At 65.5% G+C, this 25684-nt stretch carries 25 protein-coding genes and 1 tRNA gene; 11 read left to right on the top strand and 15 right to left on the bottom strand.

What is annotated here, in order from left to right:
* Positions 1 to 53: 53 nt before the first annotated feature.
* Complete coding sequence (locus ACYVJJ_RS04105) at positions 54 to 1496, bottom strand: ATP-binding protein (RefSeq protein WP_460831774.1); 1443 nt, start codon at positions 1494 to 1496, stop codon at positions 54 to 56.
* A gap of 113 nt (positions 1497 to 1609) precedes the next feature.
* Here ACYVJJ_RS04105 and ACYVJJ_RS04100 point away from each other — a divergent pair, with 113 nt between their 5' ends.
* Positions 1610 to 2794, top strand: coding sequence for a restriction endonuclease (locus ACYVJJ_RS04100; RefSeq protein WP_460831340.1), 1185 nt, complete (start codon positions 1610 to 1612; stop codon positions 2792 to 2794).
* A gap of 1385 nt (positions 2795 to 4179) precedes the next feature.
* Positions 4180 to 5064 (top strand): hypothetical protein, encoded by an 885-nt coding sequence (locus ACYVJJ_RS04095; protein WP_460831338.1) that lies wholly within the window; start codon positions 4180 to 4182, stop codon positions 5062 to 5064.
* 53 nt (positions 5065 to 5117) lie between these two features.
* On the opposite strand, the gene ACYVJJ_RS04090 is transcribed toward ACYVJJ_RS04095, so the two are convergent.
* The 6 genes from ACYVJJ_RS04090 to rtcR form a co-directional block, all read right to left on the bottom strand.
* Positions 5118 to 6584, bottom strand: a complete 1467-nt coding sequence (locus tag ACYVJJ_RS04090) for a DNA cytosine methyltransferase (protein ID WP_460831336.1) — start codon at positions 6582 to 6584, stop codon at positions 5118 to 5120.
* Positions 6554 to 6994, bottom strand: coding sequence for a very short patch repair endonuclease (locus ACYVJJ_RS04085; RefSeq protein WP_460831334.1), 441 nt, complete (start codon positions 6992 to 6994; stop codon positions 6554 to 6556). Before ACYVJJ_RS04085 ends, ACYVJJ_RS04090 begins: the two co-directional genes overlap by 31 nt.
* A 2-nt stretch (positions 6995 to 6996) precedes the next feature.
* Positions 6997 to 7386, bottom strand: a complete 390-nt coding sequence (locus ACYVJJ_RS04080; protein WP_460831333.1) for a hypothetical protein — start codon at positions 7384 to 7386, stop codon at positions 6997 to 6999.
* 950 nt (positions 7387 to 8336) lie between these two features.
* On the bottom strand, positions 8337 to 8753 hold the full coding sequence (locus ACYVJJ_RS04075) for a hypothetical protein (protein WP_460831332.1): 417 nt from the start codon (positions 8751 to 8753) through the stop codon (positions 8337 to 8339).
* A gap of 104 nt (positions 8754 to 8857) precedes the next feature.
* Entirely contained in the window at positions 8858 to 9865 is a 1008-nt protein-coding gene (locus ACYVJJ_RS04070) for a hypothetical protein (RefSeq protein WP_460831330.1), read from the bottom strand.
* Positions 9866 to 9966: 101 nt separating this feature from the next.
* Positions 9967 to 11565 carry an RNA repair transcriptional activator RtcR gene (rtcR, locus tag ACYVJJ_RS04065; RefSeq protein ID WP_460831329.1) on the bottom strand — a complete coding sequence of 533 codons (1599 nt, stop codon included), beginning with the start codon at positions 11563 to 11565 and terminating at the stop codon, positions 9967 to 9969.
* 182 nt (positions 11566 to 11747) lie between these two features.
* Between rtcR and ACYVJJ_RS04060 the strand changes: the two genes are divergently transcribed.
* The 3 genes from ACYVJJ_RS04060 (at position 11748) to rtcA (ending at position 16284) form a co-directional block, all read left to right on the top strand.
* Positions 11748 to 13298: an RNA-binding protein gene (locus ACYVJJ_RS04060; protein WP_460831327.1), complete on the top strand. Its 1551-nt coding sequence runs from the start codon at positions 11748 to 11750 to the stop codon at positions 13296 to 13298.
* Between the two features lie 662 nt (positions 13299 to 13960).
* Complete coding sequence (locus ACYVJJ_RS04055) at positions 13961 to 15190, top strand: RtcB family protein (RefSeq protein ID WP_460831326.1); 1230 nt, start codon at positions 13961 to 13963, stop codon at positions 15188 to 15190.
* 74 nt (positions 15191 to 15264) lie between these two features.
* Positions 15265 to 16284 (top strand): RNA 3'-terminal phosphate cyclase, encoded by a 1020-nt coding sequence (gene rtcA, locus ACYVJJ_RS04050; protein ID WP_460831324.1) that lies wholly within the window; start codon positions 15265 to 15267, stop codon positions 16282 to 16284.
* Between the two features lie 23 nt (positions 16285 to 16307).
* Here the strand turns inward: rtcA and ACYVJJ_RS04045 are convergent, their stop codons facing one another.
* The 3 genes from ACYVJJ_RS04045 to ACYVJJ_RS04035 all read right to left on the bottom strand — a co-directional run bounded on the left by ACYVJJ_RS04045 (position 16308) and on the right by ACYVJJ_RS04035 (position 17976).
* Positions 16308 to 16988 (bottom strand): RES family NAD+ phosphorylase, encoded by a 681-nt coding sequence (locus tag ACYVJJ_RS04045; RefSeq protein ID WP_460831322.1) that lies wholly within the window; start codon positions 16986 to 16988, stop codon positions 16308 to 16310.
* Entirely contained in the window at positions 16988 to 17383 is a 396-nt protein-coding gene (locus tag ACYVJJ_RS04040; RefSeq protein WP_460831320.1) for an MbcA/ParS/Xre antitoxin family protein, read from the bottom strand. Before ACYVJJ_RS04040 ends, ACYVJJ_RS04045 begins: the two co-directional genes overlap by 1 nt.
* Before the next feature lie 516 nt (positions 17384 to 17899).
* A tRNA-Met gene (locus ACYVJJ_RS04035) sits at positions 17900 to 17976 on the bottom strand.
* Between the two features lie 140 nt (positions 17977 to 18116).
* Between ACYVJJ_RS04035 and ACYVJJ_RS04030 the strand changes: the two genes are divergently transcribed.
* The 3 genes from ACYVJJ_RS04030 (at position 18117) to bfr (ending at position 19582) form a co-directional block, all read left to right on the top strand.
* On the top strand, positions 18117 to 18719 hold the full coding sequence (locus ACYVJJ_RS04030; protein WP_460831318.1) for an RNA pyrophosphohydrolase: 603 nt from the start codon (positions 18117 to 18119) through the stop codon (positions 18717 to 18719).
* A 57-nt stretch (positions 18720 to 18776) separates the two neighbouring features.
* Positions 18777 to 18980, top strand: coding sequence for a (2Fe-2S)-binding protein (locus ACYVJJ_RS04025; RefSeq protein WP_460831316.1), 204 nt, complete (start codon positions 18777 to 18779; stop codon positions 18978 to 18980).
* A 122-nt stretch (positions 18981 to 19102) separates the two neighbouring features.
* Complete coding sequence (gene bfr, locus ACYVJJ_RS04020) at positions 19103 to 19582, top strand: bacterioferritin (protein ID WP_460831314.1); 480 nt, start codon at positions 19103 to 19105, stop codon at positions 19580 to 19582.
* On the opposite strand, the gene ACYVJJ_RS04015 is transcribed toward bfr, so the two are convergent.
* Positions 19583 to 20173 (bottom strand): DUF4126 domain-containing protein, encoded by a 591-nt coding sequence (locus ACYVJJ_RS04015; RefSeq protein ID WP_460831312.1) that lies wholly within the window; start codon positions 20171 to 20173, stop codon positions 19583 to 19585.
* A gap of 88 nt (positions 20174 to 20261) precedes the next feature.
* Here ACYVJJ_RS04015 and ACYVJJ_RS04010 point away from each other — a divergent pair, with 88 nt between their 5' ends.
* From ACYVJJ_RS04010 to nudC, 3 genes are all read left to right on the top strand, one after another.
* Positions 20262 to 20945, top strand: coding sequence for a DUF6776 family protein (locus ACYVJJ_RS04010; RefSeq protein WP_460831310.1), 684 nt, complete (start codon positions 20262 to 20264; stop codon positions 20943 to 20945).
* 88 nt (positions 20946 to 21033) lie between these two features.
* Positions 21034 to 21408: an iron-sulfur cluster insertion protein ErpA gene (erpA, locus tag ACYVJJ_RS04005; protein WP_460831308.1), complete on the top strand. Its 375-nt coding sequence runs from the start codon at positions 21034 to 21036 to the stop codon at positions 21406 to 21408.
* Complete coding sequence (gene nudC, locus ACYVJJ_RS04000) at positions 21405 to 22331, top strand: NAD(+) diphosphatase (RefSeq protein WP_460831306.1); 927 nt, start codon at positions 21405 to 21407, stop codon at positions 22329 to 22331. Before erpA ends, nudC begins: the two co-directional genes overlap by 4 nt.
* Here nudC and ACYVJJ_RS03995 read toward each other — a convergent pair.
* The 4 genes from ACYVJJ_RS03995 to ACYVJJ_RS03980 all read right to left on the bottom strand — a co-directional run bounded on the left by ACYVJJ_RS03995 (position 22328) and on the right by ACYVJJ_RS03980 (position 25668).
* Positions 22328 to 22855, bottom strand: a complete 528-nt coding sequence (locus ACYVJJ_RS03995) for a GNAT family N-acetyltransferase (protein ID WP_460831304.1) — start codon at positions 22853 to 22855, stop codon at positions 22328 to 22330. The two genes, nudC and ACYVJJ_RS03995, sit on opposite strands and share 4 nt — an antisense overlap.
* A 46-nt stretch (positions 22856 to 22901) precedes the next feature.
* A complete protein-coding gene (locus ACYVJJ_RS03990) occupies positions 22902 to 23312 on the bottom strand; it encodes a DUF2752 domain-containing protein (RefSeq protein ID WP_460831303.1) in 411 nt (136 codons plus the stop codon).
* A complete protein-coding gene (locus tag ACYVJJ_RS03985; protein WP_460831302.1) occupies positions 23309 to 23686 on the bottom strand; it encodes a CD225/dispanin family protein in 378 nt (125 codons plus the stop codon). Before ACYVJJ_RS03985 ends, ACYVJJ_RS03990 begins: the two co-directional genes overlap by 4 nt.
* A 95-nt stretch (positions 23687 to 23781) precedes the next feature.
* Positions 23782 to 25668, bottom strand: coding sequence for an MFS transporter (locus tag ACYVJJ_RS03980; RefSeq protein ID WP_460831300.1), 1887 nt, complete (start codon positions 25666 to 25668; stop codon positions 23782 to 23784).
* Between the last annotated feature and the right edge of the window lie 16 nt (positions 25669 to 25684).

Raw genomic sequence — 25684 nt, 5'->3', positions numbered from 1 at the left:
AACGCCGTCTAGTATCTGACGCGAAGTGTTCTCCAGCGAGCGCAAGGCAGACATCAAGAAAACTCCCCTATATTGACTAGAACCCGAGCGCGTACCGCCGGCTCGGTTACGTGCAGCTGATCAAGCAATCGCTCGGCGTGCTCTTGGTTCGCGAGCATAGGCCTTACCGCCAGCAGTGCATCTGACAGTTGGGTAACCTGCTGCTCCATGTCTTCTGAGGTGATCGGTTGTGCCGCGCCGCCAGACTCAGAGACTTCGAGCCAGATCCTCTCGACAGGTACGGTCTGTTCTATTAGACGAAGAACCATCTCGAGCTGATGGGCCGAAAGGTGACCGCTCACCATTTCGGAAATGACAGGGTGGCTTCGATTCAGCAAGTATCGGCTGCGGCCATGGATGGTCGCGCGTTGCCAAATCGAAGCCGGCGAAGATGTTTTCGTCTTCGGTGTTCCCCCGCCGCGCCATGCGAAGACCTCACGGGCTCGCTTCCGGCAGGACTCCGCCAGAACCGTCAGACGCTTTCGTACGACAGCTGGCGGTCGTGCAACGGACTTTCGAACATCAATGCGCCACAGGTGGTCGCAGTCAGTTGGGAGGTCAAGCGAGATGCGAGCAAGCTTACTGGCCTCGTCACGTGTCCAGCTTCGGCTGCCGCCGAGCCCTAACCAGCCGCCCGCCACCACAACGCGATCGCCTCGGTATACATAGAAGCCTTGGCGTTCCGTCCAGCCGTTTAACCCGCCAGCTGCTTCATATGCTTGCTCGTTCGGATACCGATCCTGATGTGGCAGGACGTACCGACAGACTAGAGCGGACGCAGATCCCATTGGGATCCTCTCGGGTGCGAGCCGAATTGTTGCGGTGTGGTCACGCTGAAAGGGATCCCAGGGCGCTAGGGGCCGACCATTGACGCTGATGCGGACGCATTGCGCTTGTCCCGACAGGAAGCGATGGAAAACCATGCTCAGGTGAGCTCGCACACCTAGCAACCGCTCAAGAAAGTCAGCCTTACTGTCCGTATGCAGGCTGCTCATCTCGTCTATGTATTCCCAGCGCACGACGAAGCCACTGGCAAAGTCAGCGAGCCTATTGAGACCCTGGGCTAAATCGACCCCCGTAAGGAGCTGGACCTCCCACCGGCGAGAGTTCGCGACATGGTCGACGTCCCATGCCATGCCCACCGTTTCCGTGTCACGCTTCGTAGTGACCAGCATCCGCCGACACTGCGAGAGAGAAGCTGTTTTGAGACCAAGGCCGAATCTGCCCAGGTCATCACTCCTCCGCGGGGAACTAGGCCCCTCCCCACCGAAGCGCATTGCTGCCTCGAGACCGTCACGGCTGAGGCCGGTGCCGTTGTCAACGATCTCGACTACCGGCGCACCGTCGTTCCAGTCCGCGAATATGTCTATCCGCGTCGCGCGAGCACTTAGGCTGTTGTCGATCAGGTCTGCAATTGCGGTTTCGGCTGAATAGCCCAGCCCCCGTAGCGATCCCAATAGTGCCGAAGCACTTGGTACGACCTCGATAGTGGCCAAAAGACCGCTCCCCCTGCTGGATCCCTAGACTAAGATCTACAGCACCATCTCTTCAATCTATCCGCGAGCCGCACATGAAGGTCTACGAGTTCGAAGAGCTCGCTTACTCTCCGCTCGTGGTGGACGCGATCTACCGTGGCGGGCGGCGAGGAAACGCAGCCGACGATCCTCTCGGTCGCCTCCTTCAAGTGAGCAACAGCGGCGGTTTTAGGTACCGAGGAAGGGTAGGTGCCAAACTAGATCTGGTCGTCTTGACGACTACTCTCGCTGAGCCGGATTGGCCTGACAGTATCGACCGGGAGACCGGCATATTCACGTATTACGGCGACAACCGTAAGCCCGGGAGAGAGTTGCATGACACCCCTCGCAAAGGCAATCAGCTGTTGAGGGATGTCTTTAGCGACGCGCACGCCGGCCAAGTCACCCGCCGCCGCGTGCCACCCATATTCTTGTTCGCCTCGACGGCGGAATGGCGCGACGTGCAATTCCTAGGGCTCGCGGTGCCTGGCGCGAATGACTTGATGCGCAGCGAGGACCTTTCAGCTATCTGGCGCGTAGCGGGCTCGCGCTTTCAAAACTACCGCGCCAAGTTCACCGTCCTCGACTGCTCATCAATCTCTCGAGATTGGCTGGAGACTCTTATCGCTGGTGTCCCTGCCGATGACAAGGCGCCGCCGGCTTGGCTTCACTGGGTCGCGACGGGCCGGGCGAAACCGCTCGCTGGCCCGAGGTCGATTGATCACCGCTCAAAAGCCGAGCAGCTGCCAGAGACCCAAGACGCCCGGGCTCTGCTTTCGATTGTCCATCAACATTTTGCGGGGCGGCCACACGATTTCGAACACTTTGCAGCAGCCATAGCGCAGATGATGCTGCCCGATATTTCGGCGATCGACGTGACTAGACCTTCAAGAGACGGTGGACGAGATGCGGTCGGAAAGATGCGGATCGGCGCCGGCCCTAGCGCCATAACCGTCGACTTCGCGCTCGAAGCGAAGTGCTATGGCCCCACGAATTCGGTCGGCGTCCGCGACATGTCCCGATTGATCTCGCGACTGAGACATCGGCAGTTCGGGGTTCTCGTAACCACCAGCTGGGTGGATACGCAAGCGTATAAAGAAATAAAGGAAGATCAGCATCCGGTAATAGTCATATCCGGCGGCGACATCGTGCGCCTCCTGCAACAGCGCTCGATAGCCCGCGCTGGTGAACTGCAGGATTGGCTGCAAGCCGAGTTCGGCAGTACGAAACTGGAAGAGTAGTGGAGGACGTGAACCCTGTTTAAAGCTTTACACAATAGGTTCAACGCGCTTCTCGATCGCTTTTGACGCGCCCGGGATCCCAACCTAAAGCATTGTGGCGCCTCCATGCGAGGATGGCCGCTCCGACTGTAAATGACTAAGCATTGTTCTCGCGATGAAAAGCGCTTGCAGATCACCTTCAAAGGCCAAATCGATCGCGTGATGCAGCACGGCCCGCATGTCGTCCCTGTTCTGTCTCCACTTCCTTGGTAGAGGTCGGCGGGCCGGTTGAACAACCCTTGGTTCAACTCGGCCTACTGAGAAACTGACCTGAAGGAATTGTGCTCCGACGGGCAGTGACGCAATGTCGAGATCGTCCGCGACTTGGAGTAAGAAAAATCTGAGGATTCGCCTTTTGCGGCGCAGGTCCTCTCGAGCCCCGTAAGTGCGCTCATGGCGCTTTTGCCCATAGATGAGGCGCGATAACGACGGCACGTCAGCATCAACATATGGTTCATCGCTCACCGGCGTTGCGGATCATTCCTACCTGGTACCGCCGGCAGACAAGTTCTGTATATAGCGCAGAAGTCCGATGCCGCGCCCGCTCGCCACGTAATGCTCCGCGGTGTCGCCTCCCGGCTCGGGTAAGGGCTGCGACGAGTACCAAGACTCGGCTTGGCTTAAGTCGCAATCTAGTAGCAGCGCAATCTGATGTATCACAGTGGTGCGTTGGCTGATTCCTTGGGGCATCGGCGGGCTTCGGCTGTGGAGCTTGCGGGATTGGCGTTCGCGTCGCCGACGCAACAAGTGACATTTTCGCTTACTGTGCGCTCAGCTACCTACTGGGAAACGCGCGGTGTCACTTCTAGACCAATTGCCGCTGGCGACGAGTCGTATCGGCAATACCTACTTCAGACTTCCGATTGCGGGCGAGAGGCATGGGATTAGGCGCGAGCGCGTCTATTGCTACGAGCTCTACCATCAGTTGCGAACGCTGTTGACTGCGGAAGTACTGACGCTGACCGGAGAGCCAGATAAGCGCGGAAGGTCGGACTTCCCGGGAATCAACCCAGACTTCATTCTGCACGCACCAGGAACTCACGAGTCAAACTCGGTCGTCATGGAAGTCGAGTGCCGAGTCGGCTACCGGCATATCGTCAAAGATCTCAACAACTTGCTTGTGATGAGACGCCGTGGTTACCAGACGCTAGTCTTGCTGCTATTCGCAGTTGAGCAGGTACCTTGGCCGATGATTTGGCGCGCAGCTGAAGAGGTCGCTATCTCAACCAGTGACTTCTTGGTATACCTCCATCGGCGGGCAGGGGAACCTGCGGCAGTTGTGCCACCGCCAAGCTCGGTTATAGCCGCTGAGCCCCTAAACCCGCCCCTCGTGGTGTCGAGCAGCAATGCAATCTGAAAACTCAGTAGTCGGGCGCGTATTCGGGGACAACGGCCGCGCCTACGCCGACTTGGTCTCTGCACTTGTCGAGGAGACTTCACGGTCGCGGGTTAGGTATGCGTACCTGGATCCGGAGATATTCCGGAAGTTGGCGATCAACGCTCCAGAACGGGCGATGCATGTCTACTGGCACGAGATGCTGGGGCGAGCACATCTCGCCGCCACGACTTCGGTGCTGCGTGCTGGACAATGGCTAAACGGAGTCGCATTCGCGGCCGAAGCACAGCTCTACCTTCCCTTCTGCGGGAACTTGCGTTCGCTGCTGGAAGCAGCGGCAGACTCTGTCGCTGCTTTGGCGGGCGTGTCGCAATCGTTGGCGGAACAACGCGCCGGCATCAATAACGCACTGGCTTCAAAACCCGGTCCGATCCTGATAAGCAGCGAAATCGAGAATCAGCTAATTCACTACTCGCACGCGCGGAAGACCTCGAAGAACGAGGACGTGCCGGCCAACCATGCTGCCGCCACTGCCAGGAGCTACCTAGATAAAGTCGAGCGCCTCGGGCTCCCAGACGCCCATGCAATCTACTCACGTCTGTGCGAGATAAGTCACCCAGCAGCTGCTACAGTGCGCCACTTCCTAGAAGAGTCAGGCGAGGGTGAGTTCGTCCTGACAGCGCATAACGACAAGACTGCGATTGCTCACTTTATGCACGAACATCAGCAGTTTCTTGAAGCCGTGACGCGCTATGCGTTCAACCCTTCGGTGGTGCTGCTAAAGGTTCTTCTGCACCTAGATGCCACCGAGTATCACAGTTCGACCGTGGCTCGACTTGATCTTGGATCCATGCTTGGTTGGCAGAAATGTGCGCGCATCATGGGCGTCGTCTGACGCTAAGAGTGAGCGGTCGTCGCCGCTGCAGGGAGAGAAGCGCGCACAAGGGTCTAGGCAACCTTGGCAGTGCCTACTGCACCGGCCAGGATATCTCGATGTAGCCGTTCCCCTACGGCTCTCGCCAGGATCGGCGGGACTGCATTGCCAATCTGACGAAAGGCCGCATTCATGGCGCCAGCGAATTCAAACGCATCGGGGAAGGACTGCAATCGCGCGGCCTCGCGCACTGAAACGGTCCGCTTCTGCCGACTATCCCAGTGAATGTGCGAGTAAGTGTCCTTGCCCATGTGTGCAGTTAGTGTCCTAGACGGCAGCGACGGGTCGAGTTTCCACCACTTGTTCGGGAACTTGGACGGGTCATAAGGCGGCACGATGCGCGCCCAAAGATCCCGATATGTCTTAGATGCCGGCCTGGGCGTCGGGCTTAGGGATTCCATTGCTCTCTCGAAGATCTTCAGAGCAACTTTGTGCGCGTGCGGGTAATCGCCGCCCTGGGTCATCTTCCCAAAAATTGGGTAATCCCTCGGAGTCAGGCGAATCAAGTGGCCAGACGTGTCCCACGTCGTGCCGAGCCAAGTTCGCATCAGCCGCGCATACTCACTCGGCTCAGCGTCATGTCTGTAGCTCAAGCGGTCAGCTAGCTTGCGGCGCCTAATACGGTCTGGGGCGCGCAAATGGTCAGTAATTTCTGGCAGATCTCTAAGTGCGTCGCTGGTGGTCACGGCCGGTGTCAAACCATCGCTTGCCACGGGCGCCGGCACGTACCTGGATCCGGATTTCGGAACGTGCTTCAGAGCAACCGTGCGCGCGCTCCCGTAGCCACCAGGTAGCTTGAGGAAGTGCGTCGGCTCCGGAAAGGTAGGTACCTGCCCGAGTGACTCATGAAGCGCGACGAGAAAGAATCGCTCCCGCATCTGCGGTACGCCATAGAACGCCGAGTTGAGCAGCGAGTACCGGCTCTTATAACCCCGGGCTTCGAGGTTTTCGCAGATGACTTCAGCAATGTTCTGCCCGCCGAAGTTGAGAATATCTGGCACGTTTTCGATCAGAACTGCCAGCGGCTCAACGGCGTCGACAAACTCTAGGAAACGCTCATAGAGCTTGGCTCGGGCATCGTTCTTGAAAGCATTGTCGTCGCCAGTGACGGCCCTCAGCTTCGATCGGCCAATGCGGGCGAACGCTTGGCATGGAAGCCCGGCCACCAAAAGATCAAAGTGCTGCTTAGCGTCGCCCGCCAAACCTAAAGCGCGGACGAGCTCTTCGGGATGGGTGCCGAGCATGTCTCGCGCCTGATCCCACTCACCACGCGGAAGACCCTCCGGCGGTGCGAAGTTGCGCGCATACGTTGCTGCCGCGACGGCATCAGATTCGACATGTGCCACCATTTCAAAGCCTGCCGCCTGTAGGCCGAGAGACAGTCCCCCACAACCGGCGCAGAGCTCCAGGGCGCGAGGCGCAGCGCCCGTCCGAAGGCGTGAGATTTTGCTCAGGGAGCTTTGTCGCGCGTTGATCCGCATTTCGGTCCCAAGAATTCAATTAGCCGCGCCCGTAGGTGCTCGGGACTCGCGGTCTCGCATTCCCAGATGATAAGGCAACCCCATCCATCGGCTTCTAGCTGTTCCACGGCACGGCGGTCTCTTTCGACATTACGCGCGAACTTCGCGGACCAGAATGGGATGTTCGACTTGGGCTGGTATGCCTTCTTGCAGCTCTCATGCCGATGCCAGTAGCACCCGTTCACGAAGATGACCTTCCTAAGCCCGGGGAACACCAAGTCCGGGGTGCCGGGCAGGTCCTTCCGATGCAGACGATGCCTGTAGCCAAGCGCGTGTGCAGCGCGTCTTACCTGCCACTCAGGCGTCGTATCCTTCCCCCGAATCCGGGACATCAGTCTGGAGCGGGACGTTGGGTCGAGACGGTCAACCAAGGCTATGCCTCGGGGTCGACGAGCGTGAGCCGCGCCGCAGACCGGAAATTTCTCGGCGGCTCTTTTAGCCAGGGCCGCTGGAGCTGCACAGAATGCATCAATATGTGCAAGTTCGCTTGAGCCAATAAAGGAAGTGCATCGTCTCGCTCCTTCATGAGCATCTCGGTAAGCGCGATCGCGTCGTCCAGCTTCTGCGCTGTGACCTCCTCCTGATGAGGCGCGGAAATCAACCCGAGCGCCGCCAACCGAGTTTCTTTGCGGAGACCTCGATATCGCGTCCGGTTGAGCGCGGAGGGCTCTATGCCCACATCGCGCGCCGAAGCTGAGAGCGAAAAGCGTGTATTCGCTAGCACCCGTAATGGTGACGCGGACTTGAAATGTTCAAACGCCATTCTAAATGTTGCTTTTGCCGGCGACACTCTTGCTTACCTTAACAATGTTCGCGATCGGATTTGAATGGATCGGGTCTGGTACTCCAGTGCCGTCGCATGGAGTGAGTCGGCGTCGACCAATTGGACCGACCCTGGAGGCGGTCCAATAGCTGCAGGAGCAGCGGCTGACTATCTATAGCGACGGTAGACATCGAGCGTGCGTTCGGTCGGAGGAACTGAAGTGGAAGCCTTGGAGTGACGCGCGTCGCGCGCGCAGCTGGTTCGGGGTCGGAAGGCCGCACTTGGTCGGGCGCCGGGCGAGCCGCGCCGGGAACGACTCGGGCTCGGCCTCCACCGGCTTCCTGTCCAGGCCAATGAGCCCACTTGCCGGCGCGACCTCAACAGGCGCCTTGTCGCGGAACGTTGCAGCTCCAGCGTCCCGTCCTGGTGCCTCTCTTGGCGGCGTGTTAGCCAAACCTTCTCCCTGTGCGCGTCGCCTGCAAGCGCTCACGGGAAAGGCTTGTGGGAGGGGCGGTTCGAGCTTCCTGAATGCCCCGTTTTTGGACGGAATTCCTACCGAGGCGCCTCTAGTGTGGGCGCTGCCCGAGGTAGCGAGTGAGCACGGTAATTCCCCCAAGGTCGGACATCAGGGCCCGGTTTCGGGCGGGTGGTGCAGTTCGAGGACTGCTCCTGAGCTTGCGTGCAATCCGCACTAATCGGTTGCCGGCGGACAAACGTGGCCCGTTTCCGCAAGCGCGTTGAAAAGTACCCTTATATTCAGGCACTTGCAGCAACGGGGTAATCCTGCCGAAGGCGGACAGAATGTGGAATTGGAGGCTGCGATGACGGATGACCCCAGCATGGCACGTGCTGTGCTCGCACCCGTAGCAACTAAGTCACGCTGAGCTCCGTGACGCGATAGCCGGAAGGTTGGATCAGCAAAGCCGCCGCACATGGAGCCGCCGGGTAATTCACAGCGCTTGAAGCGTTTCACTTCTCGGCCGCCACTCATCCATCCCAACCTGATCCAACCGCGCAAACACCCGCTCGATTCCGTTCGGCTCTACGATCAGATCCATTGGAACCAGACCGTCGCCCGGATCCGGCCGGTGCAGAAAACGCGCGACGGCGTCGATGCTGCCGAATGCGTCACCCAATGCGCGATTGAGGCGCGTCAGACGCATTGCGCGGACGCCTTCTGGAGAAGATGGGCTGATCCGCGCATGGCCCGCGAGCAGGCAGCGCGACTGTGCTTCGCTGATCGAGAGCACGCGGCCCAGGAGCGTCGCGTCCAGGCCGAGGGTGCGGGCGACGTGGCGCAGGTCGCGGGTCAGCAGATCGGCTGCAGCACGGCAGTCAAAGAAATCCGTGGTGTCGCCGTCGGCCATGAGCCACGTTAGAAAACGTGGCTGTGATCGAGGCGTATATGCCGCCTCGCATGCCCGACGGATTCAGCGAGGCGCGGTCGACGACGGCATGGGGGGCGATCGAATCAGCTGAACTGCCCGCGCTCGATGCCTTCGCGCCACAACTCCGGGCACGGATCCCAAGGCCCGTCGCCGAGCACGGCTTCGATCAGGTTCCGCACCGGGAACCCGAGCGCGTCCTCGGCGGCGACGCCTGCGTCCGCACCGTCGGCGCGATTGACGAACTGTCGGAAGGCGTTGAAATCGCCCGCGGCGAGGCGCGTGATCTTGGTCGCCAGGTCGTACGAGAGCATGCAGCCCTCGTCGGGCCGGACGAACGACTTTCCCGACCAAAACTCCTGGATGGTCTGCTCGTTCCAGAAGGCCGCGTGCTTGGCGACCATCTCTTGCGGAAAGTACTGCTGGGCACGCGGGTCGGCGAGCGCCGGGAAGAAATGGTGTTCGGTGTTGACGGCGATGCCCTCGTTCAGCCACGCGGGCAGGGGCAGGTGGCACACGAGACAATGCGCGAGTTCGTGGGAGATGACGGGCTCGATCACTTCGTAGCGCTCACCTTCCGCCGCCAGGAAGTGGCCGTAGCCGGAGTCGATGAACATGCCGCTGGACATGGCAAATTCGCCCGGCGGGTAGTAGTTCGATACGTAACCGTAGTAGTCGTCCTGATCCGCGAAGGTGATCAGGACGTGCTTGCCCATGCGTTGCGGGGAGGCGATGCCGGGCAGGAACTGCAGGATGCGACGGCGCGAGCGTTCGCAGAACGCGAGGGTGACCTCGCACTCGCGCGGCGAGGCGCTGGAGAGCAACAGGAAGTGGTCGGACTCGTGGACGGGCAAGTGCGGCTCCCATCTTTGGCCCATCCGCTCGAGCCACCGATAGGCGCCTTCGGTCCAATAGGCGTCACGACGATCGTCGTCCCAGTCGGGCCGTTGCGCGTCGGCGATGGCCTGCCAGTCGGGGATCGGCCAGTCCGCGTCAGCCATCCACTCCAGCTCGACGGGTTCGCGCGCCACGCGCACGGGCGCACTGCGTGGACGCTCCGGCGCGCTCCACATGGCTTTCAGACGGGCCAGCATCGTCACCCCCAATGACGCGATCGGTCGAAGCTTATCGGATGCATGCGACGTCGCGCCCGGATGTCGTACCCCATCTCGCGTGACGCGACGTGCTCTTCCGATTACGACCCTGGGTCCACCGCGCGGATCGACGCCCAGTCGATGCCGAACCGCGCGAGGTATTTGCGGAGCCGGTCGGCATCGTTCGTGCTGGAGCGCTGCGCGCGTGATGCGGCGAACAGTTCGCGGCCGGCGGCGGACAGGTTCTTCGCGCGTCGGCAGACGGTGACCACGGCTTCGAGCTGTGCGCGGTCGAAGGCGTCAAGCGCACCCGGGTTGTCGACTAGGCCATCGAGGACCGACGCGCCCTGCGCGACACGCCATTGCCGGCGCAGGCGCTGGATCTCCTCGTCGACGACGTCGATCTGGATGCGTCCCGCCATCGCGAGCGTCGCCATGCGCATCACCGAGGCGCCGAGGTCGCGGAAGTTTCCGGTCCAGCGTGCATCGGCGCTCGTCGCGAACGCGAGATAGCGCTGGCGCGCCTCCTTGTTGAACGCGACGCGATGGCGCTGCTCGGCCGACCAGCGCTCGAGTTCGAAGTCGAGGTTCGGCTCGATGTCCTCCATGCGCTGCGCGAGGCCGGGCAGGTGGTAAGTCCACAGGTTCAGGCGCGCGAGCAGGTCTTCGCGGAAGCGCCCCTGGTCGACGGCGTCCTGCAGGTCGCGGTTGGTGCCGGCGATGAGCTGGAAGTCGCTCTCGACCTCCTTGTCGCCGCCGGCGGGGAAGAAACGCTTCTCCTCCAGGGCGCGCAGCAGCATCGCCTGTTCGTCGAGGCCGAGTTCGCCGATCTCGTCAAGGAACAGGAGCCCCTGGTGAGCCGAGCGCAGAAGGCCCGCGCGATCACTCGTCGCGCCGGTATAGGCGCCCTTGACGTGTCCGAAAAGCGTGCTCATCGCGCCGTCGCCGCGCAGCGTCGCGCAGTTGACTTCGACAAACCGCCCGGGGAGCTGGTGCTTGAGCTTCTTGAGCTCGAACACGCGCTTGGCAAGCTGGCTCTTGCCTGCGCCGGTCGGGCCCATCAGCAGCATCGGCGCCTTCGAGCGCGTGGCCACCGTCTCGATCTGCTCGATCATCCGGTTGAAGGCCGGATTGCGCGTGGCGATGCCGCTCTTGAGCAGCGCGCGGTCCTCCAGGCTCTGTTGCGCGAAGCGCTGGGCGATCGCGTCGTAACGCGAGAGATCGAGGTCGATGATGCTGTAGGTGCCCGCATCGCCACCGCCCTGCTTGCGCGGCGGCGAGGTCTGCAGCAGGCGCCCGGGGAAATGCCGGCTCTCGGCCAGCAGGAACCAGCAAATCTGTGCGACGTGGCTGCCGGTGGTGATGTGGACGTAGTAGTCCTCGTCCTCGGGATGAAAGTCATAGCCGCGCACGAAGTCGTGGAGCGTGGCGTAGACGGTTTCGAAGTCCCACGGGTCGGCCAGGTGCATGTCGTGGCGGCGCACGGTGGTCTCGGGAGAGGCCTGCACGATGTCCTGTGTCACGCACTCGGAGAGCGCGGCGTATCGGCGCTCGTCGCAGATCAGCTCGAACCGGTCGACAAGGAAGTCCTCGTACATGGCGAGCGCGACGGTCGGCCGCCACTTCTCCCAGCGACCCGGGCCGGTGCCTGCGTCGAGCTGGGTGCCGAGCATTCCGATGATGACTTGGCGCTTTGCCATATCCGAATGGATAAAAGTAGATAACCCAGTATACGCATTCTGAAGCCGGGCCGCGGTGGCCAAGGTTCAAGACGCGCGCTAACGCATTGATCTGGAACGGAAAGGTGCTTCCGGTCGAAAGTTGGCACGCCGGTTGCTGTAGTGGGGGCACGACGCAGGCTGTTCCTGCCGAGGAGCCCACCATGGCCAACCTGTCCCTCTTCGAGTCCATCCGCGGCGCGCTCGCCCCGGTGGCGAACGCCCTCAACGAGGAGGGCGCCGCTGCTTACCAGCGCACCCCGGAAGGCGCGCTCGCGCTCTATGCAGCGACGGGCTGCCTCAACGGCACGTTCTACGCGACCGACGAGGCACAGCTCGCCACCGTGCTGATGCTGGCCGCGCAGGTCTCGCCCGACTTCGTCGCACGGACCGCGGTGTATGCCCGCCAGACCGCACACATGAAGGATATGCCGGCGCTGCTGCTCGCCACATTGAGCACCCGCGACCCGGACCTGTTCGCCGCGGCCTTCCCGCGCGTGGTGACCAACGGCCGCATGCTCCGCAGCGTCGTGCAGATCCTGCGCAGCGGTCGTGTCGGTCGGAAGTCGCTGGGTTCGCGGCCAAAGCGCCTGGTACAGCAGTGGATCGCGAACGCGTCGACCGATGCGCTCATCAACGCGGCGATCGGCCAGCAGCCTTCGCTCGCGGACGTGATCCGCATGGTCCACCCGAAGCCGGCCGATGCCGAGCGTGAGGCGCTGTACGCGTGGATCGTCGGCCGGCCGTATCGGGAGGAAGCGCTACCGCAGAAGCTGCGTGCGTACGAGGCGTTCAAGCGTGATCCGTCGGGCGAGCTGCCGGACCTGCCGTTCCAGTACTACACGTCGCTCCCGCTGGCGCGCGAGCACTGGACGGCGCTGGCCCGCAACGCCTCGTGGCAGACGCTGCGGATGGGCCTGAACACGTTCGCCCGCAACGGCGTCTTCGATGAAGCCGAGGTGGTCGCCGAGGTCGCGGCGCGACTGCGCGATCCGGAGGCGATCGGCCGCGCACGGGTCTTCCCGTACCAGCTGCTGATGGCGTTCCAGGCCGCATCCACGTCGATGCCGGCCGCGATCACCGAGGCCCTGCAGGACGCGATGGAGACCGCGACCCGTCGGGTGCCGGCGATCGCCGGGAACGTCGCCATCGCAGTCGACACGTCGGGTTCGATGTCGTCGCCGGTCACCGGCTTCCGTCGGGGCTCGACGACCGCGGCGCGGTGCGTGGACGTGGCGGCGCTCGTGGCCGCGACGCTGCTGCGCACCAACCCGCAGGCCCGGGTGCTGCCGTTCGACACGGAGGTCCGTGACGTCCGGCTCAACCCGCGCGACAGCGTGATGACCCAGGCCCGCCAGCTGGCCGCGTTGTGTGGAGGCGGCACCTCGGTCAGCGCGCCGATCGCACGGCTCAACCGCGACAAGGCGAAGGTCGACCTCGTGGTGCTGGTGTCGGACAACGAGAGCTGGCGCGACACCCGGGGCGGCGCGACGCAGACGATGCGCGAGTGGGCCCGGCTCAAGGCGCGGTGCCCGCAGGCTCGGCTGGTCTGCATCGACCTGCAGCCCTATGCCACCAGCCAGACGGTGGACCGCGAGGACGTGCTGCACGTCGGCGGCTTCAGCGACGCGGTCTTCGAACTGCTCGCAGGCCAGATCGCGGGCGATGCCACGCCGGCGCGCTGGGTCGAGCGGATCGCGTCGGTCGAACTGTAGGAGGAGTGCCCGGCCGGCAATGGGGCCGGCCGGGCCGGGAACTCAAGATTTCAGGAATGCCCGGCCAGCAATGGGGCTGGCCGGGCGGGAGGAGCAAACGTTTTCGGATGCGGCCGGATGCCGGCCTGACTACATGGGTTCGCCCGTTCGACTCGGGCAGTCAGGCCATGACTCGCCGTCCGCATCCACCAAGTTGTCGGCGGCGTTTTCGAATGCCGATGGAACTACAGCCTTCTAAGCTCCAGGTCGCGGGTTCGAATCCCGTCCGCCATGCGGCGGTAGCTCAGGGGTAGAGCAGGATGTTCCGTCACCTTCGTCGAAAACGCCGGCGACACCGTTGCACCGTTGTCTGGATGCGAATGCCAGTGGAACTCCATGGGTCGCGGGTTCGATTCCCGCCCGCGGTAACGCGGTAGCTCAGTCGGTAGAGCAATCGATTCCACGCCCCGTTTTGTCGCTGAAGGACGACATCCATACGCGGCTTGCGCCGCACCTGTTTCGCGGTGAATGCCGGTGGAACTACATCGGTTCCCCTTTATTGGGTTGGGTTCGATTCCCACTGCCAAAGGCTCAAGGCCTGCGTGCAGAGCGTTCCACCACCTTTGTCACCGCACCTTTTTCAGCAGGCATGCAGTGCCTGCCCCCCCAAGCTAGGAAGCATCATGAACACCGCCACGAACTACGATCTCATCCACGAGCAGGGTCATGTCCCGATCAAGACGTGGACCCGCGGCGTCCCGCTCGAGGACGAAGCGCGCAAGCAGCTGCAGAACATCGCCCGGCTGCCCTTCATCCACCAGCACATCGCGGTGATGCCCGACGTGCACCTGGGCAAGGGCGCGACGGTGGGTTCGGTGGTGCCGACGATCGGCGCCATCATCCCGGCCGCCGTCGGCGTCGACATCGGCTGCGGCATGATCGCCGCGCGTACCACCCTCACCGCCGGCGACCTGCCGGACAACCTCGCCGGCCTGCGCAGTGCCATCGAGCGTGCCGTCCCGCACGGCCGCACGGTCGGTCGTGGCAAGCGCGACAAGGGGGCATGGGACACGCCGCCGCAGCGCTCGGTGGAGGGCTGGTCGACGCTGTCGGAGGATTTCGCGCGCATCACGGAGCGTCATCCGCGCCTGAAGAACACCAACAACCTCCAGCACCTCGGTACGCTCGGCACGGGCAATCACTTCGTGGAGGTCTGCCTCGACGAGGAGAACCGCGTGTGGTTCATGCTGCACTCGGGCTCGCGCGGCGTCGGCAATGCCATCGGCACGCACTTCATCGAGCTAGCCAAGCAGGACATGCGCCGGCACATGATCAACCTGCCGGACGAGGATCTGGCGTACCTGCCGGAGGGCACTGACCACTACGACGACTATGTCCACGCCGTTGAATGGGCGCAGCGGTACGCCCGCATGAACCGCGAGATCATGATGCAGCACGTAGTGGATGCGGCCAGGCGGGTGATCGACAAGCCGTTCGAGGCGCAGGCAGAGGCGGTGAACTGCCACCACAACTACGTCAGTCGCGAGCACCACTTCGGGCAGGACATCTTCGTGACCCGCAAGGGCGCGGTGAGCGCGAAGAAGGGCGAGCTGGGAATCATCCCGGGCAGCATGGGCGCCAAGAGCTTCATCGTGCGCGGCCTCGGCAATGCCGACAGCTTCCACAGCTGCAGCCACGGGGCCGGCCGGGTCATGAGCCGGACCCAGGCCCGCAAGCTGATCACGGTCGAGGAGCACGCCAAGGCGACTGCGCACGTGGAGTGCCGCAAGGATGCGGAAGTCGTCGACGAATCACCGCGGGCCTACAAGGACATCGTGGCGGTGATGGAGGCGCAGAAGGATCTGGTGGAGATCGTCCACACGCTGCGCCAGGTGGTCTGCGTCAAGGGCTGACGCCCGGAGGCGTCGCGCCGACAATGGAAACGGAGATCCCGGGTGGCAGGCGCCACCCGGGCAGGATGGAACGCATGGAACTTCTCGAACTCGATGGCCGGGCCGGCGGCGGGCAGCTGCTGCGCTCGGCGCTGACGCTGAGCCTGTGCACGGGCACGGGCTTTCTCATGGAGGGCATCCGCGCCGGTCGCTCGCGCCCGGGCCTGATGCGCCAACACCTCACCGCCGTGCAGGCCGCGTGCGCCATCAGCGGCGGCGAAGTGCATGGCGCGACGCTCGGCTCCACGACGCTGCGCTTCGTGCCGGGGCCGGTGATGGCCGGCGACTACAGTTTCACCATCGGCACCGCCGGCTCGACGATGCTCGTGCTGCAGACACTGCTGCCCGCGTTCTGGCAGGCCGGCGGCACCTCGCGACTGCGACTGGAAGGCGGCACGCACAATCCGCTCGCGCCCAATGCCGACTTCATCGCGGAGACGTACCTGCCGGCGCTGCGGCGCATGGGCGTGTGCGCGAGCATAGAACTCGAGAGCCATGGCTTCTACCCTGCCGGCGGTGGCGTCGTGACGGCGACGGTCGAGCCGTGCTCGCAGCTCGCGCCCGCGGAGTTCGCCTCGCGCGGAAGCCTCGTCGGCATCCGTGCCACGGCACTGATGTCCGCGCTGTCGGCGAGCATCGGGCGTCGCGAGCTCAACGTGCTCGGCAAGCGCCTCGGCCTGCCCGAGGACTATTCAGAACTGCGCAGCGTCCGACCTGCGGTCGGCCCTGGCAACGCGGTCCTCGTTCGCGTGGAGCACGAAGGCCACGTCGAGCTCTTCACCGGCTACGGCGAACGCGGTGTGCCGGCGGAGAAGGTGGCCGAGCGTGTCGCGACGGCAGTGCGGCATTACCTGGACTCGCAGGCCTGCGTCAGCGAGCACCTCGCCGACCAGCTGCTACTGCCGATGGCCTTGGCAGGCGGTGGCGAGTTCACCACATCCACCGCAAGTGACCATCTCACGAGCAATGCCGCGCTCGTCGAGAAGTTCCTCCCGGTCGAGATCACCTGGGAGCCCGATGCCGACCAAGCCTGGCGGGTGCGCGTCTCGCCCTGACCGCAGCCGCGGCCCGGTGCCGCTTAGCGGGCAATTTCGATCACGGTGCTGGCGACCAGCGCATGGGTGATTGCGTGCCCATTCCAGTGGTAGTTCAGGTGCGGGCCTTGGCGTACGCCTGACACGAGGTCGGGATGGAAGAGTGCGGCGCACTGCCCGCCGGGGTGCCGGACGCTGTCGTAGACGAGGCCATCACTGCCGGCGACCCGCAGCTCCAGCGCGAGCCTCTGGCTGGCGAGATAGCTGTCGGGATCGTGGATCTCCGGGTAGCCGCCCCGCACGTCGTGCAGATCCGCGCCGATGTCCGACAGGTAGCAGCACATCTGCAGCACCGTGGGCGCTTCCTGCGTCCTGGCCAAGAAGCGTGCGGTGTGGAACACGGTCTCGGCGACCGCCGTCTCCAGCGCCAGCGCGGTGTAATAAACGCCCCACGTTCCGTTGGTGAATCGCGAGCCTTCGGAATTGAGATGGGTAAAGGCCGCCATGACCGGCGTCGTCCCGGGACCGCAGACACGTCGCGCCGGGGGCACTAGCGTGAGTTGGCCCATCTCCTCGCGCAGGCGCGGATTGGTCGCGCCTTCGATGAGGAACAGGGCGTCGAGGTCCGCGGGCTCGGCGATGTCGTCGAAAATCCCGACGGGTGGGAACCGGCTGGAGACGATGCGGTAGCTGGGTCGCCACTCGATCCGTGAGCGTTCCGGCATCAGCCCCAGCCCCGTTGGGCGTCGAGGTACTGGCGCACGACATAAAGGTCAGCCACCTGGCCGCGCAGCATGCGGCTGAGTGCCGGCTCGCCCGCGAACAGCGGTGCCGTGTTCGGGCGCCGGACCCAACCGTAGGCCTGCGCGGGATCGGTGAATATCAGGCGAAGCGCCTTATGGATGCCCAGCAGGTAGCTGATGCGCTCGAGCACGTCGCGTGGCAGGTCGCCCGCCTTGTCCTTCTTCCAGCGAAAAAAGGTGGACCGGCTTGGGCTCCCGAGCAGGATGCGCTCCTCGTCCGTACTCAGGTTCCAACGCTTCGAGAGGGCGAAGAATGCGCGCAGGGCAGGGCCGTCGAGGTCGCGACTGGCGGGGACGGTGGCAGGGTTCACGGTCATCGCTCTGTCTCACGTGGCACCCATGCTTGAAGATAGTCCTAAATAGGACTGGGTGCAATTCCTTCCGGGGTGGGCTCGGGGCGCTAGGACTCGTCCCTGCAGACAGGCTCTGAGCTCGGTTTTACGACACAGCATCGAGTGCGCGGCCGGCGCGTACCGGCCCCAAGGGTCCGCGCCTGAGCTGGCTTTACTTGCCTGCTCAACCGGTCGCACGGCGACCGGAAACACGGCTCGGGTTTGCACCGAAACCGGACGACAGATCGGCTGGATTGGACGCCTCGGATACGTCGAACACGCGCGTCCAAGTCCCCGACGCCTGTACATCGCGCGAGTAGCACCGGCGTTCCCGGCGTCCAGACGAGGGGGTAAAGTCCCGTTTTGGCTTCCGGGATGGGCCTCGAAACCAAGTCGGTCACGCCCGTACGCATGGGCAGGATCGAGGGCTCCAAAACGCAAAAAACCCCGCGATTTGCGGGGTTTTTTCACGCGGGCTCTAAAGCCGGTCCGCATGTACATTGGTGGCTATGGGTGGACTCGAACCACCGACCCCAGCATTATGAGTGCTGTGCTCTAACCGGCTGAGCTACATAGCCATGCGGTGAACCGCGAATTCTTCCGGCTTCACCGTCGCCTGTCAATCCGACGCGGTGATGCACGTTCGCTTGTTGTCCACCCGGTCGCGTGGCAGAGTCGGTCGCAGTGGCCTAGTGCCTAAGACCTCGAGGTCCGCATCGTGATCGATCCGGACGGCTATCGCCCCAACGTGGGCATCGTCCTCATGAACACGGATGGCCGCGTGTTCTGGGCCCGCCGCGTGCATCGCGACGGCTGGCAGTTCCCGCAGGGCGGGATGAACAGCGACGAGACCCCGCTCGAGGCCATGTACCGCGAGCTCCGCGAGGAGACCGGCCTCCTGCCCGAGCATGTCGACGTCCTCGCGGCCACGCCGGGCTGGCTGCGCTACCGCCTGCCGCAACGCGCGATCCGTCGGCGCGACCGCCTCGTCTGCATCGGACAGAAGCAGGTCTGGTTCCTGCTCCAGCTCACCGGCGCAGAGTCCGAGGTGCGCCTCGACCTGACCGAGAAGCCCGAGTTCGACCACTGGCGCTGGGTCGACTTCTGGTACCCGCTCGAGCACGTCGTGACGTTCAAGCGCGGCGTCTATTCGCGCGCGCTGCGGCACCTGGCGCCGGTCGCGCGGCGGATCGCCGGGACCGGCGTCGCACCGCCGCCCGCGGATCCCCGCGACGTCCGCGGCGCCCGCCCCGAGCGCTCGCGCGCACGCCCGCGGCTGTCCGGCGGCGGAATCGCCCGGCTCGGCGAATCGCCTGGCTGATTGACAATCATTCTCATTCATGGCGGAATGGCGGCGTACCAATCGAGCCCGACCGCCATGTACGTCTGCATCTGCAACGGAGTGACCGACCGCCAGATCCGCCAGGCTGCCGAAGCCGGTTGCCGGACGATGTCGGAGCTCACGATGCGCACCGGTGCCGGCGCGACCTGCGGCAGCTGCGTGGAGATGGCCACCGCGCTGCTCGATGAAGTGCAGGCGATGCGCGATTTGCCGTTGCCGGTGCTGTCCGTCGCCGCATGATGACCGCGTGATCGATGCATGACGCGCGAGCGCGTGGCGAGATGCACTCGATTCGCGTTACGTCATTGGATTCCGCGGATCGCTAGAGTGTCGGCTCTCATCGTCGTAATGGAGCCGGCGCCATGAAGGGCGATCCGAAAGTCATCGAATTCCTTAATCGCGCGCTCTACAACGAGCTGACCGCGATCAACCAGTACTTCCTGCACGCCAAGATGCTGAAGAACTGGGGCTTCAAGGAACTCGCCGACCACGAGTACCACGAGTCGATCGACGAGATGAAGCATGCGGACAAGCTGTCCGAGCGCATCCTCTTCCTCGACGGCCTGCCGAACTTCCAGGCGCTGGGCAAGCTGCGCATTGGTGAGAACGTGCGCGAGCTGCTCGGCTGCGACCTCGCGCTCGAGTACGAGGCGCTGCCGGTGCTGCGCGAGGCGATCGTGCATTGCGAGCAGGTGGGCGACTTCGTCAGCCGCCAGCTGTTCGCCGACATCCTCGATTCCGAGGAGGAGCACATCGACTGGATCGAGACGCAGCTCGGCCTGATGGACCGCGTCGGCGACCAGAACTACCTGCTGACCAAGATGGGCAGCACCGCGGACTGATCACGTCCCGCCGGGCTGCGCGCGACCGCGCAGCCCGCGCCGCAGCCGGCGCCACAGCCACCAGACGGGCAGGGCGACGGCGAGGCTCAGCAGCACCACGATCGCGAGCGCGATCAGCGGGTGGCTGAAGGCGAGCGCGAGGCCGCCGACCACCGCGACGTCTTCCGTCGCCGATGCCGTCCAGTTCGTGACCGGCTCCGGCGAGGTATTGATCAGCGCGCGCGAGCCCGCCTTCAGCGCATGGCTCGCGAACGCGACGCCGGCGCCCGTCGCGAGGGCGCCGACGCCGAGGTCCCCATCCGGCGAGAGCGCGGCGGCAGCGAGGAAGGCGCCGGCCGGTACGCGCAGCAGCGTGTGCAGCAGGTCCCAGACCGAATCCACGCCCGGGATCTTGTCGGCGAAGAACTCGGCGACCGCGAGCGTGCCGGCGACCCCGAGGACCCACGGCGAGCGCGTGACCTCCAGCGCATCGGGCAGGTCGAGCCAGCCGAACGCGCCGGCGAGGCCCACGCCGAAGACGGTGAGATAGACGCGGATCCCGGCGAGCCAGGCGAGCACGAGGCCGAGCGCGAACAGGTGGGCTTCGGACATGGCGGCTTCCTCCGCAGGTCATGGAACGCGCCGTGGCGTGCACGCGCCGTCGGTGTAGGCTCGCACGTCACGAAGCCGCCGTCGCCCCATGGACTCCAGCTCGCATCCCCATGCCGCCCGCGCCAGTGCCGGCCTGATCGTCGCGTTGCTGGTCTTCCTCGCCGCGCTGCTGTTCGGGGCCTGGGGTCTGTGGCAGGTGGGGCGCGTCGGCGACGCGCCACCGTGCGATCCGGCGGCGAACGAGGTGCTCGAGCAGCGCGTGGCGACGCTGACCCGCTCCGACCAGGTGAGCCGCGCGGCGAACGTCCGCCTGCAGGCGCTTCTCGCCGAGCGCGAGGAGGAGATGGCCGCCCTGCGCGCCGACGTGGACTTCTACGAGCGCCTGGTGGGCGCCACCAGCCAGCGGCGCGGCCTGAGCGTGCATGCGCTGCGGATGCGCGCGCAGCAGCCGGGCGCCTGGCATTTCACCGCGGTGCTCACCCAGAACCTCGTGCGCGGCGCCATCAACAGCGGGCGGCTGACGCTGTCGGTCGAGGGCAGCCAGGGCGGTCGCCTGCAACGGCTGGACTGGGCGGCGCTGCGCCAGCAACCCGGTGCGGCGGGCGTGGAGTATTCGTTCCGCTATTTCCAGGAAGTCGAGGGCGACGTCTTCGTCCCGGCCGGCTTCACACCGGTGCGCGTGATCGCGCGGCTGCAGCCCGAGCGCGGCGCGGCGGTCGAGCATTCGGTCACCTGGGCCGAGGCCACCAGCGCCCCGGCCGCCGCTCGCTGACGGGCCGGCGCTGAACGTGCGGCGGGGCGGGACGTGGCATCGCGCCCGTGGCGCTTGAAGGTGCGGCGCAGGGCCCTATGCTGGCGGGATGGAAACGATCGACCTGCCCACCGCCCCCGGCTACCAGTCGCTGGAACGCCCGCTCACCTTCACTCCGGCGGCGGCCGGCAAGGTCCGCGAGCTGATCGCCGAAGAGGGCAACGACGCGCTGAAGCTGCGCGTCTACATCCAGGGCGGCGGCTGCTCGGGCTTCCAGTACGGCTTCGAGTTCGACGAGGCGCAGGGCGAGGACGACCTCGCGATCGAGACCGACGGCGTGGTGCTGCTGGTCGATCCGCTCAGCCTGCAGTACCTGATGGGCGCGACGGTCGACTACACCGAGAGCCTCCACGGCGCGCAGTTCGTGATCCGCAATCCGAACGCGAAGACGACCTGCGGCTGCGGTTCGTCGTTCTCGGCATGAGCCCCGCGGCCGACGCGGCACCCTTCGCGTTCGCCGATCTCCTACCGCATCGCGCCCCCCTGGATCGCGCCGAGCACCTGCGCGGCGATGCCGATGCACTCGACGCGCTGTGGCCCGCGGCCCGCGTGATCACGCTCGACGACGCAGGCCGCGCACGCTGCGCGGAGGACGGCGCGCCGCACGTACGCGACGGCGCGGACGTCGACGCCGCTGCGGAAAGCGCATTGTTCCTGGGGCTCGACGACGAAGGTCGCGGCTGGTTCGCCGTCACGTCGACGCCGGCCGACGGCGAGGCGGGCTGGTGCGACCTGCGCACCGCCGCGGCGCACTGGCCGGCGGCGGCGATCATGGCCTTCGCCACGGCGCGTGCGCTGCTGCACTGGCGTTCGCGCACGCGCTTCTGCGGCGCCTGCGGCGGCGGGACGACGCCGACGCGCAGCGGCTGGCTCGCGCCGTGCGCGGGCTGCGGCCTCGAGCACTATCCGCGGACCGACCCCGCGGTGATCGTCGCGGTCGGCGACGGCGACCGCCTGCTGCTCGGGCGCCAGCGCAGCTGGCCGGCACGACGGTACTCGGTGATCGCTGGCTTCGTGGAGCCGGGCGAATCGCTCGAGCAGACGGTCGCGCGCGAGGTGCTGGAGGAAACCGGCGTGCGCGTGCGCGCCTGTCGCTACGTGGCCTCGCAGCCGTGGCCCTTCCCGTCGGCACTGATGCTCGGCTTCGTCGCGGACGCGGAGCCCGGCGCCCCGGCACGCGCGGGCGAGGAGCTCGAGGACGCGCGGTGGTTCACGCGGGCGGAAATCGAGGCGGCGCTCGCAGCGGAAGCGCGCGGCACGCCGGGCGACGGACCATTCCTGCTGCCTGCACGGATTTCGATCGCGCATGCGCTGGTGCGCACGTGGATCGCGGGGCGCGGCGCCTAGATCTCGCGGCGCATGCGCACCAGCGGCACGCGGACGTCGCCCGGCAGTTCGAGATCGAAGTTCTCGATGGCATCGAAGCCGGCGTTGCGGTAGAGCGGCACGCCCGGGAGAGTGGCGGCGAGCTCGAGCGCGCGGAAGCCCGCGGCCGTGGCCGCCTGCGTGCAGGCGTCGAGCAGCTGGCGGCCGAGGCCGCGGCGCGCCATCGTGGGATCGACGAAGAACGCGCGGATGCGTGCCGGCTCCCGCGCGGGATCGAGCAGCGGGTCGACGTCGCCCTTGTAGCGGTCGGCGCCGAACAGCGTGACACGCCGGCTCCAGCCGCCGCAGGCGACGATGCGCCCCTCGTGCTCGATGACGAAGTAGGTGCCGTCGTCGATCAGGCGGCTGTCGACGCCGAAAACGTGTCGCGTGATCGCCTCCGTCTGCTCCGGCGTGTAGAAGCCGGTGCTGAGGCCGCGGCCCGAGGCCTCGATGAGGTGCTCGAGCGTCGGGATGTCCACGCGCGTGGCGAGGCGCAGGCTCATCATTGGCCCTCGCATCGATGCATCGCGAGCCGGCCGTGCACGCCGCTCAGCCCGGTGCGAGCGCCGCGAACGGCATCCACGGCAGGTTGCGCAGCACGCCGAAGGCGATGACCGCGCCGAGCCAGAGACGCGCGTCGTAGAGCCGCCGCGCGACGGCCGCGGGTAGCAGACTGCGGCCGCGCAGTTCGCTCGCGGCCATCAGCGCGAGCGCCGGCAGCATCGCCATCACCATCGCGTTCATGCGGATCGCCTGCGCGGGATCACCGTGCACGAGCGCATGCAGCATGCGGGTGAGGCCGCAACCGGGGCAGTACAGGCCGGTCATCATCAGGAAGATGCAGCGCGGGAACAGGCTGTCCGCCGCGTTCGGGTCGAACCGCAGGAGCAGGCCCACGCCGAGCGCGGCCGCCGCGAGGGCGGCCGCGATCATCCAGTGCGTGGGCTGCCGTGCGATCACTGCTGCAGGTTCTGGAGCGCGTTCATCTGCTCCATGTAGCTCGCCATGCCGCCCGTGGCGATCAGGCCGATGTTGATCAGGACGCCAACAATCACGAGGCCAGTGGTGATCCAGCACCACAGCTTCGCATTGCTCGAGGCGTCGCGCGCGGCGGCGAAGTCGCCACGGTCGAGCGCGCTGTTGACCTTCGAGGCGAAGACGATCGCGACGATGCCCGGGATCGTGCCGACGATGCAGCAGACGCACAGCGAGAGGACGGTCATCACGATCGCCCACGCCATGTGGTTCGGGACGGGCCCCGCGCCGGACGGCTGCACGGGGGCATTCGGCGCTTGGTAGGGCGGGCTGGGCGGAACGGGCGGCGGCGTGCTCATGGAGATCCTTCGTTGTGCGGATGCCGGGCCGCGGAGGTGCAGCCCCGCGTGAATGCTATCCCAGCCGTCGCGTCCGGGTGCATGGCCTCATGCGGTCATGCGGCATCGCCGCGCAGGGCGCGCACCGTCGCCTCCAGCGATGCGGCGCTCGCCGCTGCGCCGTCGACCGGCGCATCGGCCACCACCTCGACGCGGGCGCGCATGCGCCGCGGCACGCGCATGCGGCCCAGGCGCGTGTCGCGCCGGCTCCACATGCTCGCCCACATGCCGCGCAGCGCCATCGGCACCACCGGCACCGGACGACGCGCGAGGATCTTCTCGACGCCCGACTTGAACGCCGCGATCTCGCCGTCCCTGGTGAGCGCGCCCTCGGGAAAGATGCCGACGACCTCGCCCGCCGCGAGCGCGGCGTCGATCTCGTCGAAGGCGCGCTGCATGAGCGCGGGGTCCTCCCTTGCCCCGGCGATCGGGATCGCGCGCGCGATGCGGAAGATCCAGCGCATCACCGGGATGTTGAAGATGCGGTAGTACATGACGAAACGCACCGGCCGCGGGATGCTGCCGGCGAGGATCAGCGCGTCCATGTAGCTCACGTGGTTGCAGACGATCAGCGCCGCGCCCGTGTCGGGCACGTGGCGCTCCACGCCATGTACGCGCAGCCGGTAGAGCGTCTTCACCAGCAACCAGCTGACGAAGCGCATCGCGAACTCGGGCACGATGCTGAAGATCCACAGCGACACCAGCGCATTGACCACCGCGAGCGCCAGGAACAACTGCGGGAGGGTCCAGCCGAGCAGTTGCTGCGCGCCGAGGCTCAGGCCCGTCGCGACCACGATCAGGAACGCGTTCTGGATGTTCATGCCCGCGATGACGCGCGCGAGCTCGTCCCTCGGCGTGCGCGACTGGATCAGCGCGAACAGCGGCACCACGAAGACGCCCGCGGACAGGCCGATGCCGAGCAGGTCGATGCAGGTGCGCACGCTGCCCGGCTGCGCGAGGAAGCCCGCGACGCCCAGCCGGGAGACCGTCGCGGCGATGGGTTGCGCGAAATAGAGGTCGACCAGGAACAGGCTCATGCCGAGGGCGCCAAGCGGCACGAGGCCGATCTCCACCACGCGCCCCGAGAGCTTCTCGCAGGCCAGCGAGCCGATGCCGACGCCGACCGAGAACAGCGCGAGCGCGAAGATGTAGAGCGTCGGCGTGCCGCCGAGCACCTTCTCCGCGTAGACCGGCAGGTTCGAGGTCAGGATCGTGCCGACGAACCAGAACCACGAGACGCCGAGCACGCTGTTGCGCACGGCCAGCTGGTGCCGGGTGAGCTTCCAGACGCGCACCGATTCCGGGATCGGATTCCACTGGATGCGAAGGTCCGGCGCGCCCGCGCCGACGGCGGGGATCGCGCGGCTCGCGAGGTTGCCGGCGATCGCGAGCGCCACCACCGCGGCGCCGGCGATCCACGGCCCGTTCGCGTCGGCCATCGCGAAGATCAGGCCGCCGCCGATCATGCCGACGAGGATCGCGAGCGACGTGCCCATCTCGACCAGCCCGTTGCCGCCGGTGAGCTCCTCGGGCCGCAGTACCGAAGGCAGGATGGAGTACTTCACGGGCCCGAACAGCGTCGATTGCACGCCGGTGAGGAACAGCGCGGCGAGCAGCACCGGCATCGACTGCAGCACGAAGCCCGCGGCTGCGAGCGACATGATCGCGATCTCCATCGCCGTGGTGATGCGGATCAGCCGCGACTTCTCGAGCTTCTCGGCGATCTGCCCGGCCGTGGCCGAGAAGAGGAAGTAGGGCAGGATGAAGATGGCCGGTGCGAGCTGGGTGTACGTGGCCTTCTGCGAATCGTCGATGGCCATGTAGCCGAGCAGGCCGATGATCGCCTGCCGGAAGACGTTGTCGTTGAACGCGCCGAGCAGCTGGACGACGAAATACGGCAGGAAGCGGCGCTGCCGCAGCAGTTCGAACTGGTCGTGCGCCATGCGCGGTGTCTCCCCG

Source organism: Lysobacter humi (ex Lee et al. 2017), assembly GCF_054781815.1.
This window is presented reverse-complemented; position numbering and strand designations above follow the sequence as displayed.

Bases quoted from the DNA above. Each gene is read 5' to 3' on its own strand.
- ACYVJJ_RS04100 (WP_460831340.1), top strand. From the start codon at position 1,610: ATGAAGGTCTACGAGTTCGAAGAGCTCGCTTACTCTCCGCTCGTGGTG.
- ACYVJJ_RS04095 (WP_460831338.1), top strand. From the start codon at position 4,180: ATGCAATCTGAAAACTCAGTAGTCGGGCGCGTATTCGGGGACAACGGC.
- ACYVJJ_RS04090 (WP_460831336.1), bottom strand. From the start codon at position 6,584: ATGCGGATCAACGCGCGACAAAGCTCCCTGAGCAAAATCTCACGCCTT.
- ACYVJJ_RS04080 (WP_460831333.1), bottom strand. From the start codon at position 7,386: ATGGCGTTTGAACATTTCAAGTCCGCGTCACCATTACGGGTGCTAGCG.
- ACYVJJ_RS04075 (WP_460831332.1), bottom strand. From the start codon at position 8,753: ATGGCCGACGGCGACACCACGGATTTCTTTGACTGCCGTGCTGCAGCC.
- ACYVJJ_RS04070 (WP_460831330.1), bottom strand. From the start codon at position 9,865: ATGCTGGCCCGTCTGAAAGCCATGTGGAGCGCGCCGGAGCGTCCACGC.
- rtcR (WP_460831329.1), bottom strand. From the start codon at position 11,565: ATGGCAAAGCGCCAAGTCATCATCGGAATGCTCGGCACCCAGCTCGAC.
- ACYVJJ_RS04060 (WP_460831327.1), top strand. From the start codon at position 11,748: ATGGCCAACCTGTCCCTCTTCGAGTCCATCCGCGGCGCGCTCGCCCCG.
- ACYVJJ_RS04055 (WP_460831326.1), top strand. From the start codon at position 13,961: ATGAACACCGCCACGAACTACGATCTCATCCACGAGCAGGGTCATGTC.
- rtcA (WP_460831324.1), top strand. From the start codon at position 15,265: ATGGAACTTCTCGAACTCGATGGCCGGGCCGGCGGCGGGCAGCTGCTG.
- ACYVJJ_RS04045 (WP_460831322.1), bottom strand. From the start codon at position 16,988: ATGCCGGAACGCTCACGGATCGAGTGGCGACCCAGCTACCGCATCGTC.
- ACYVJJ_RS04040 (WP_460831320.1), bottom strand. From the start codon at position 17,383: ATGACCGTGAACCCTGCCACCGTCCCCGCCAGTCGCGACCTCGACGGC.
- ACYVJJ_RS04025 (WP_460831316.1), top strand. From the start codon at position 18,777: ATGTACGTCTGCATCTGCAACGGAGTGACCGACCGCCAGATCCGCCAG.
- bfr (WP_460831314.1), top strand. From the start codon at position 19,103: ATGAAGGGCGATCCGAAAGTCATCGAATTCCTTAATCGCGCGCTCTAC.
- ACYVJJ_RS04015 (WP_460831312.1), bottom strand. From the start codon at position 20,173: ATGTCCGAAGCCCACCTGTTCGCGCTCGGCCTCGTGCTCGCCTGGCTC.
- ACYVJJ_RS04010 (WP_460831310.1), top strand. From the start codon at position 20,262: ATGGACTCCAGCTCGCATCCCCATGCCGCCCGCGCCAGTGCCGGCCTG.
- erpA (WP_460831308.1), top strand. From the start codon at position 21,034: ATGGAAACGATCGACCTGCCCACCGCCCCCGGCTACCAGTCGCTGGAA.
- nudC (WP_460831306.1), top strand. From the start codon at position 21,405: ATGAGCCCCGCGGCCGACGCGGCACCCTTCGCGTTCGCCGATCTCCTA.
- ACYVJJ_RS03995 (WP_460831304.1), bottom strand. From the start codon at position 22,855: ATGAGCCTGCGCCTCGCCACGCGCGTGGACATCCCGACGCTCGAGCAC.
- ACYVJJ_RS03985 (WP_460831302.1), bottom strand. From the start codon at position 23,686: ATGAGCACGCCGCCGCCCGTTCCGCCCAGCCCGCCCTACCAAGCGCCG.
- ACYVJJ_RS03980 (WP_460831300.1), bottom strand. From the start codon at position 25,668: ATGGCGCACGACCAGTTCGAACTGCTGCGGCAGCGCCGCTTCCTGCCG.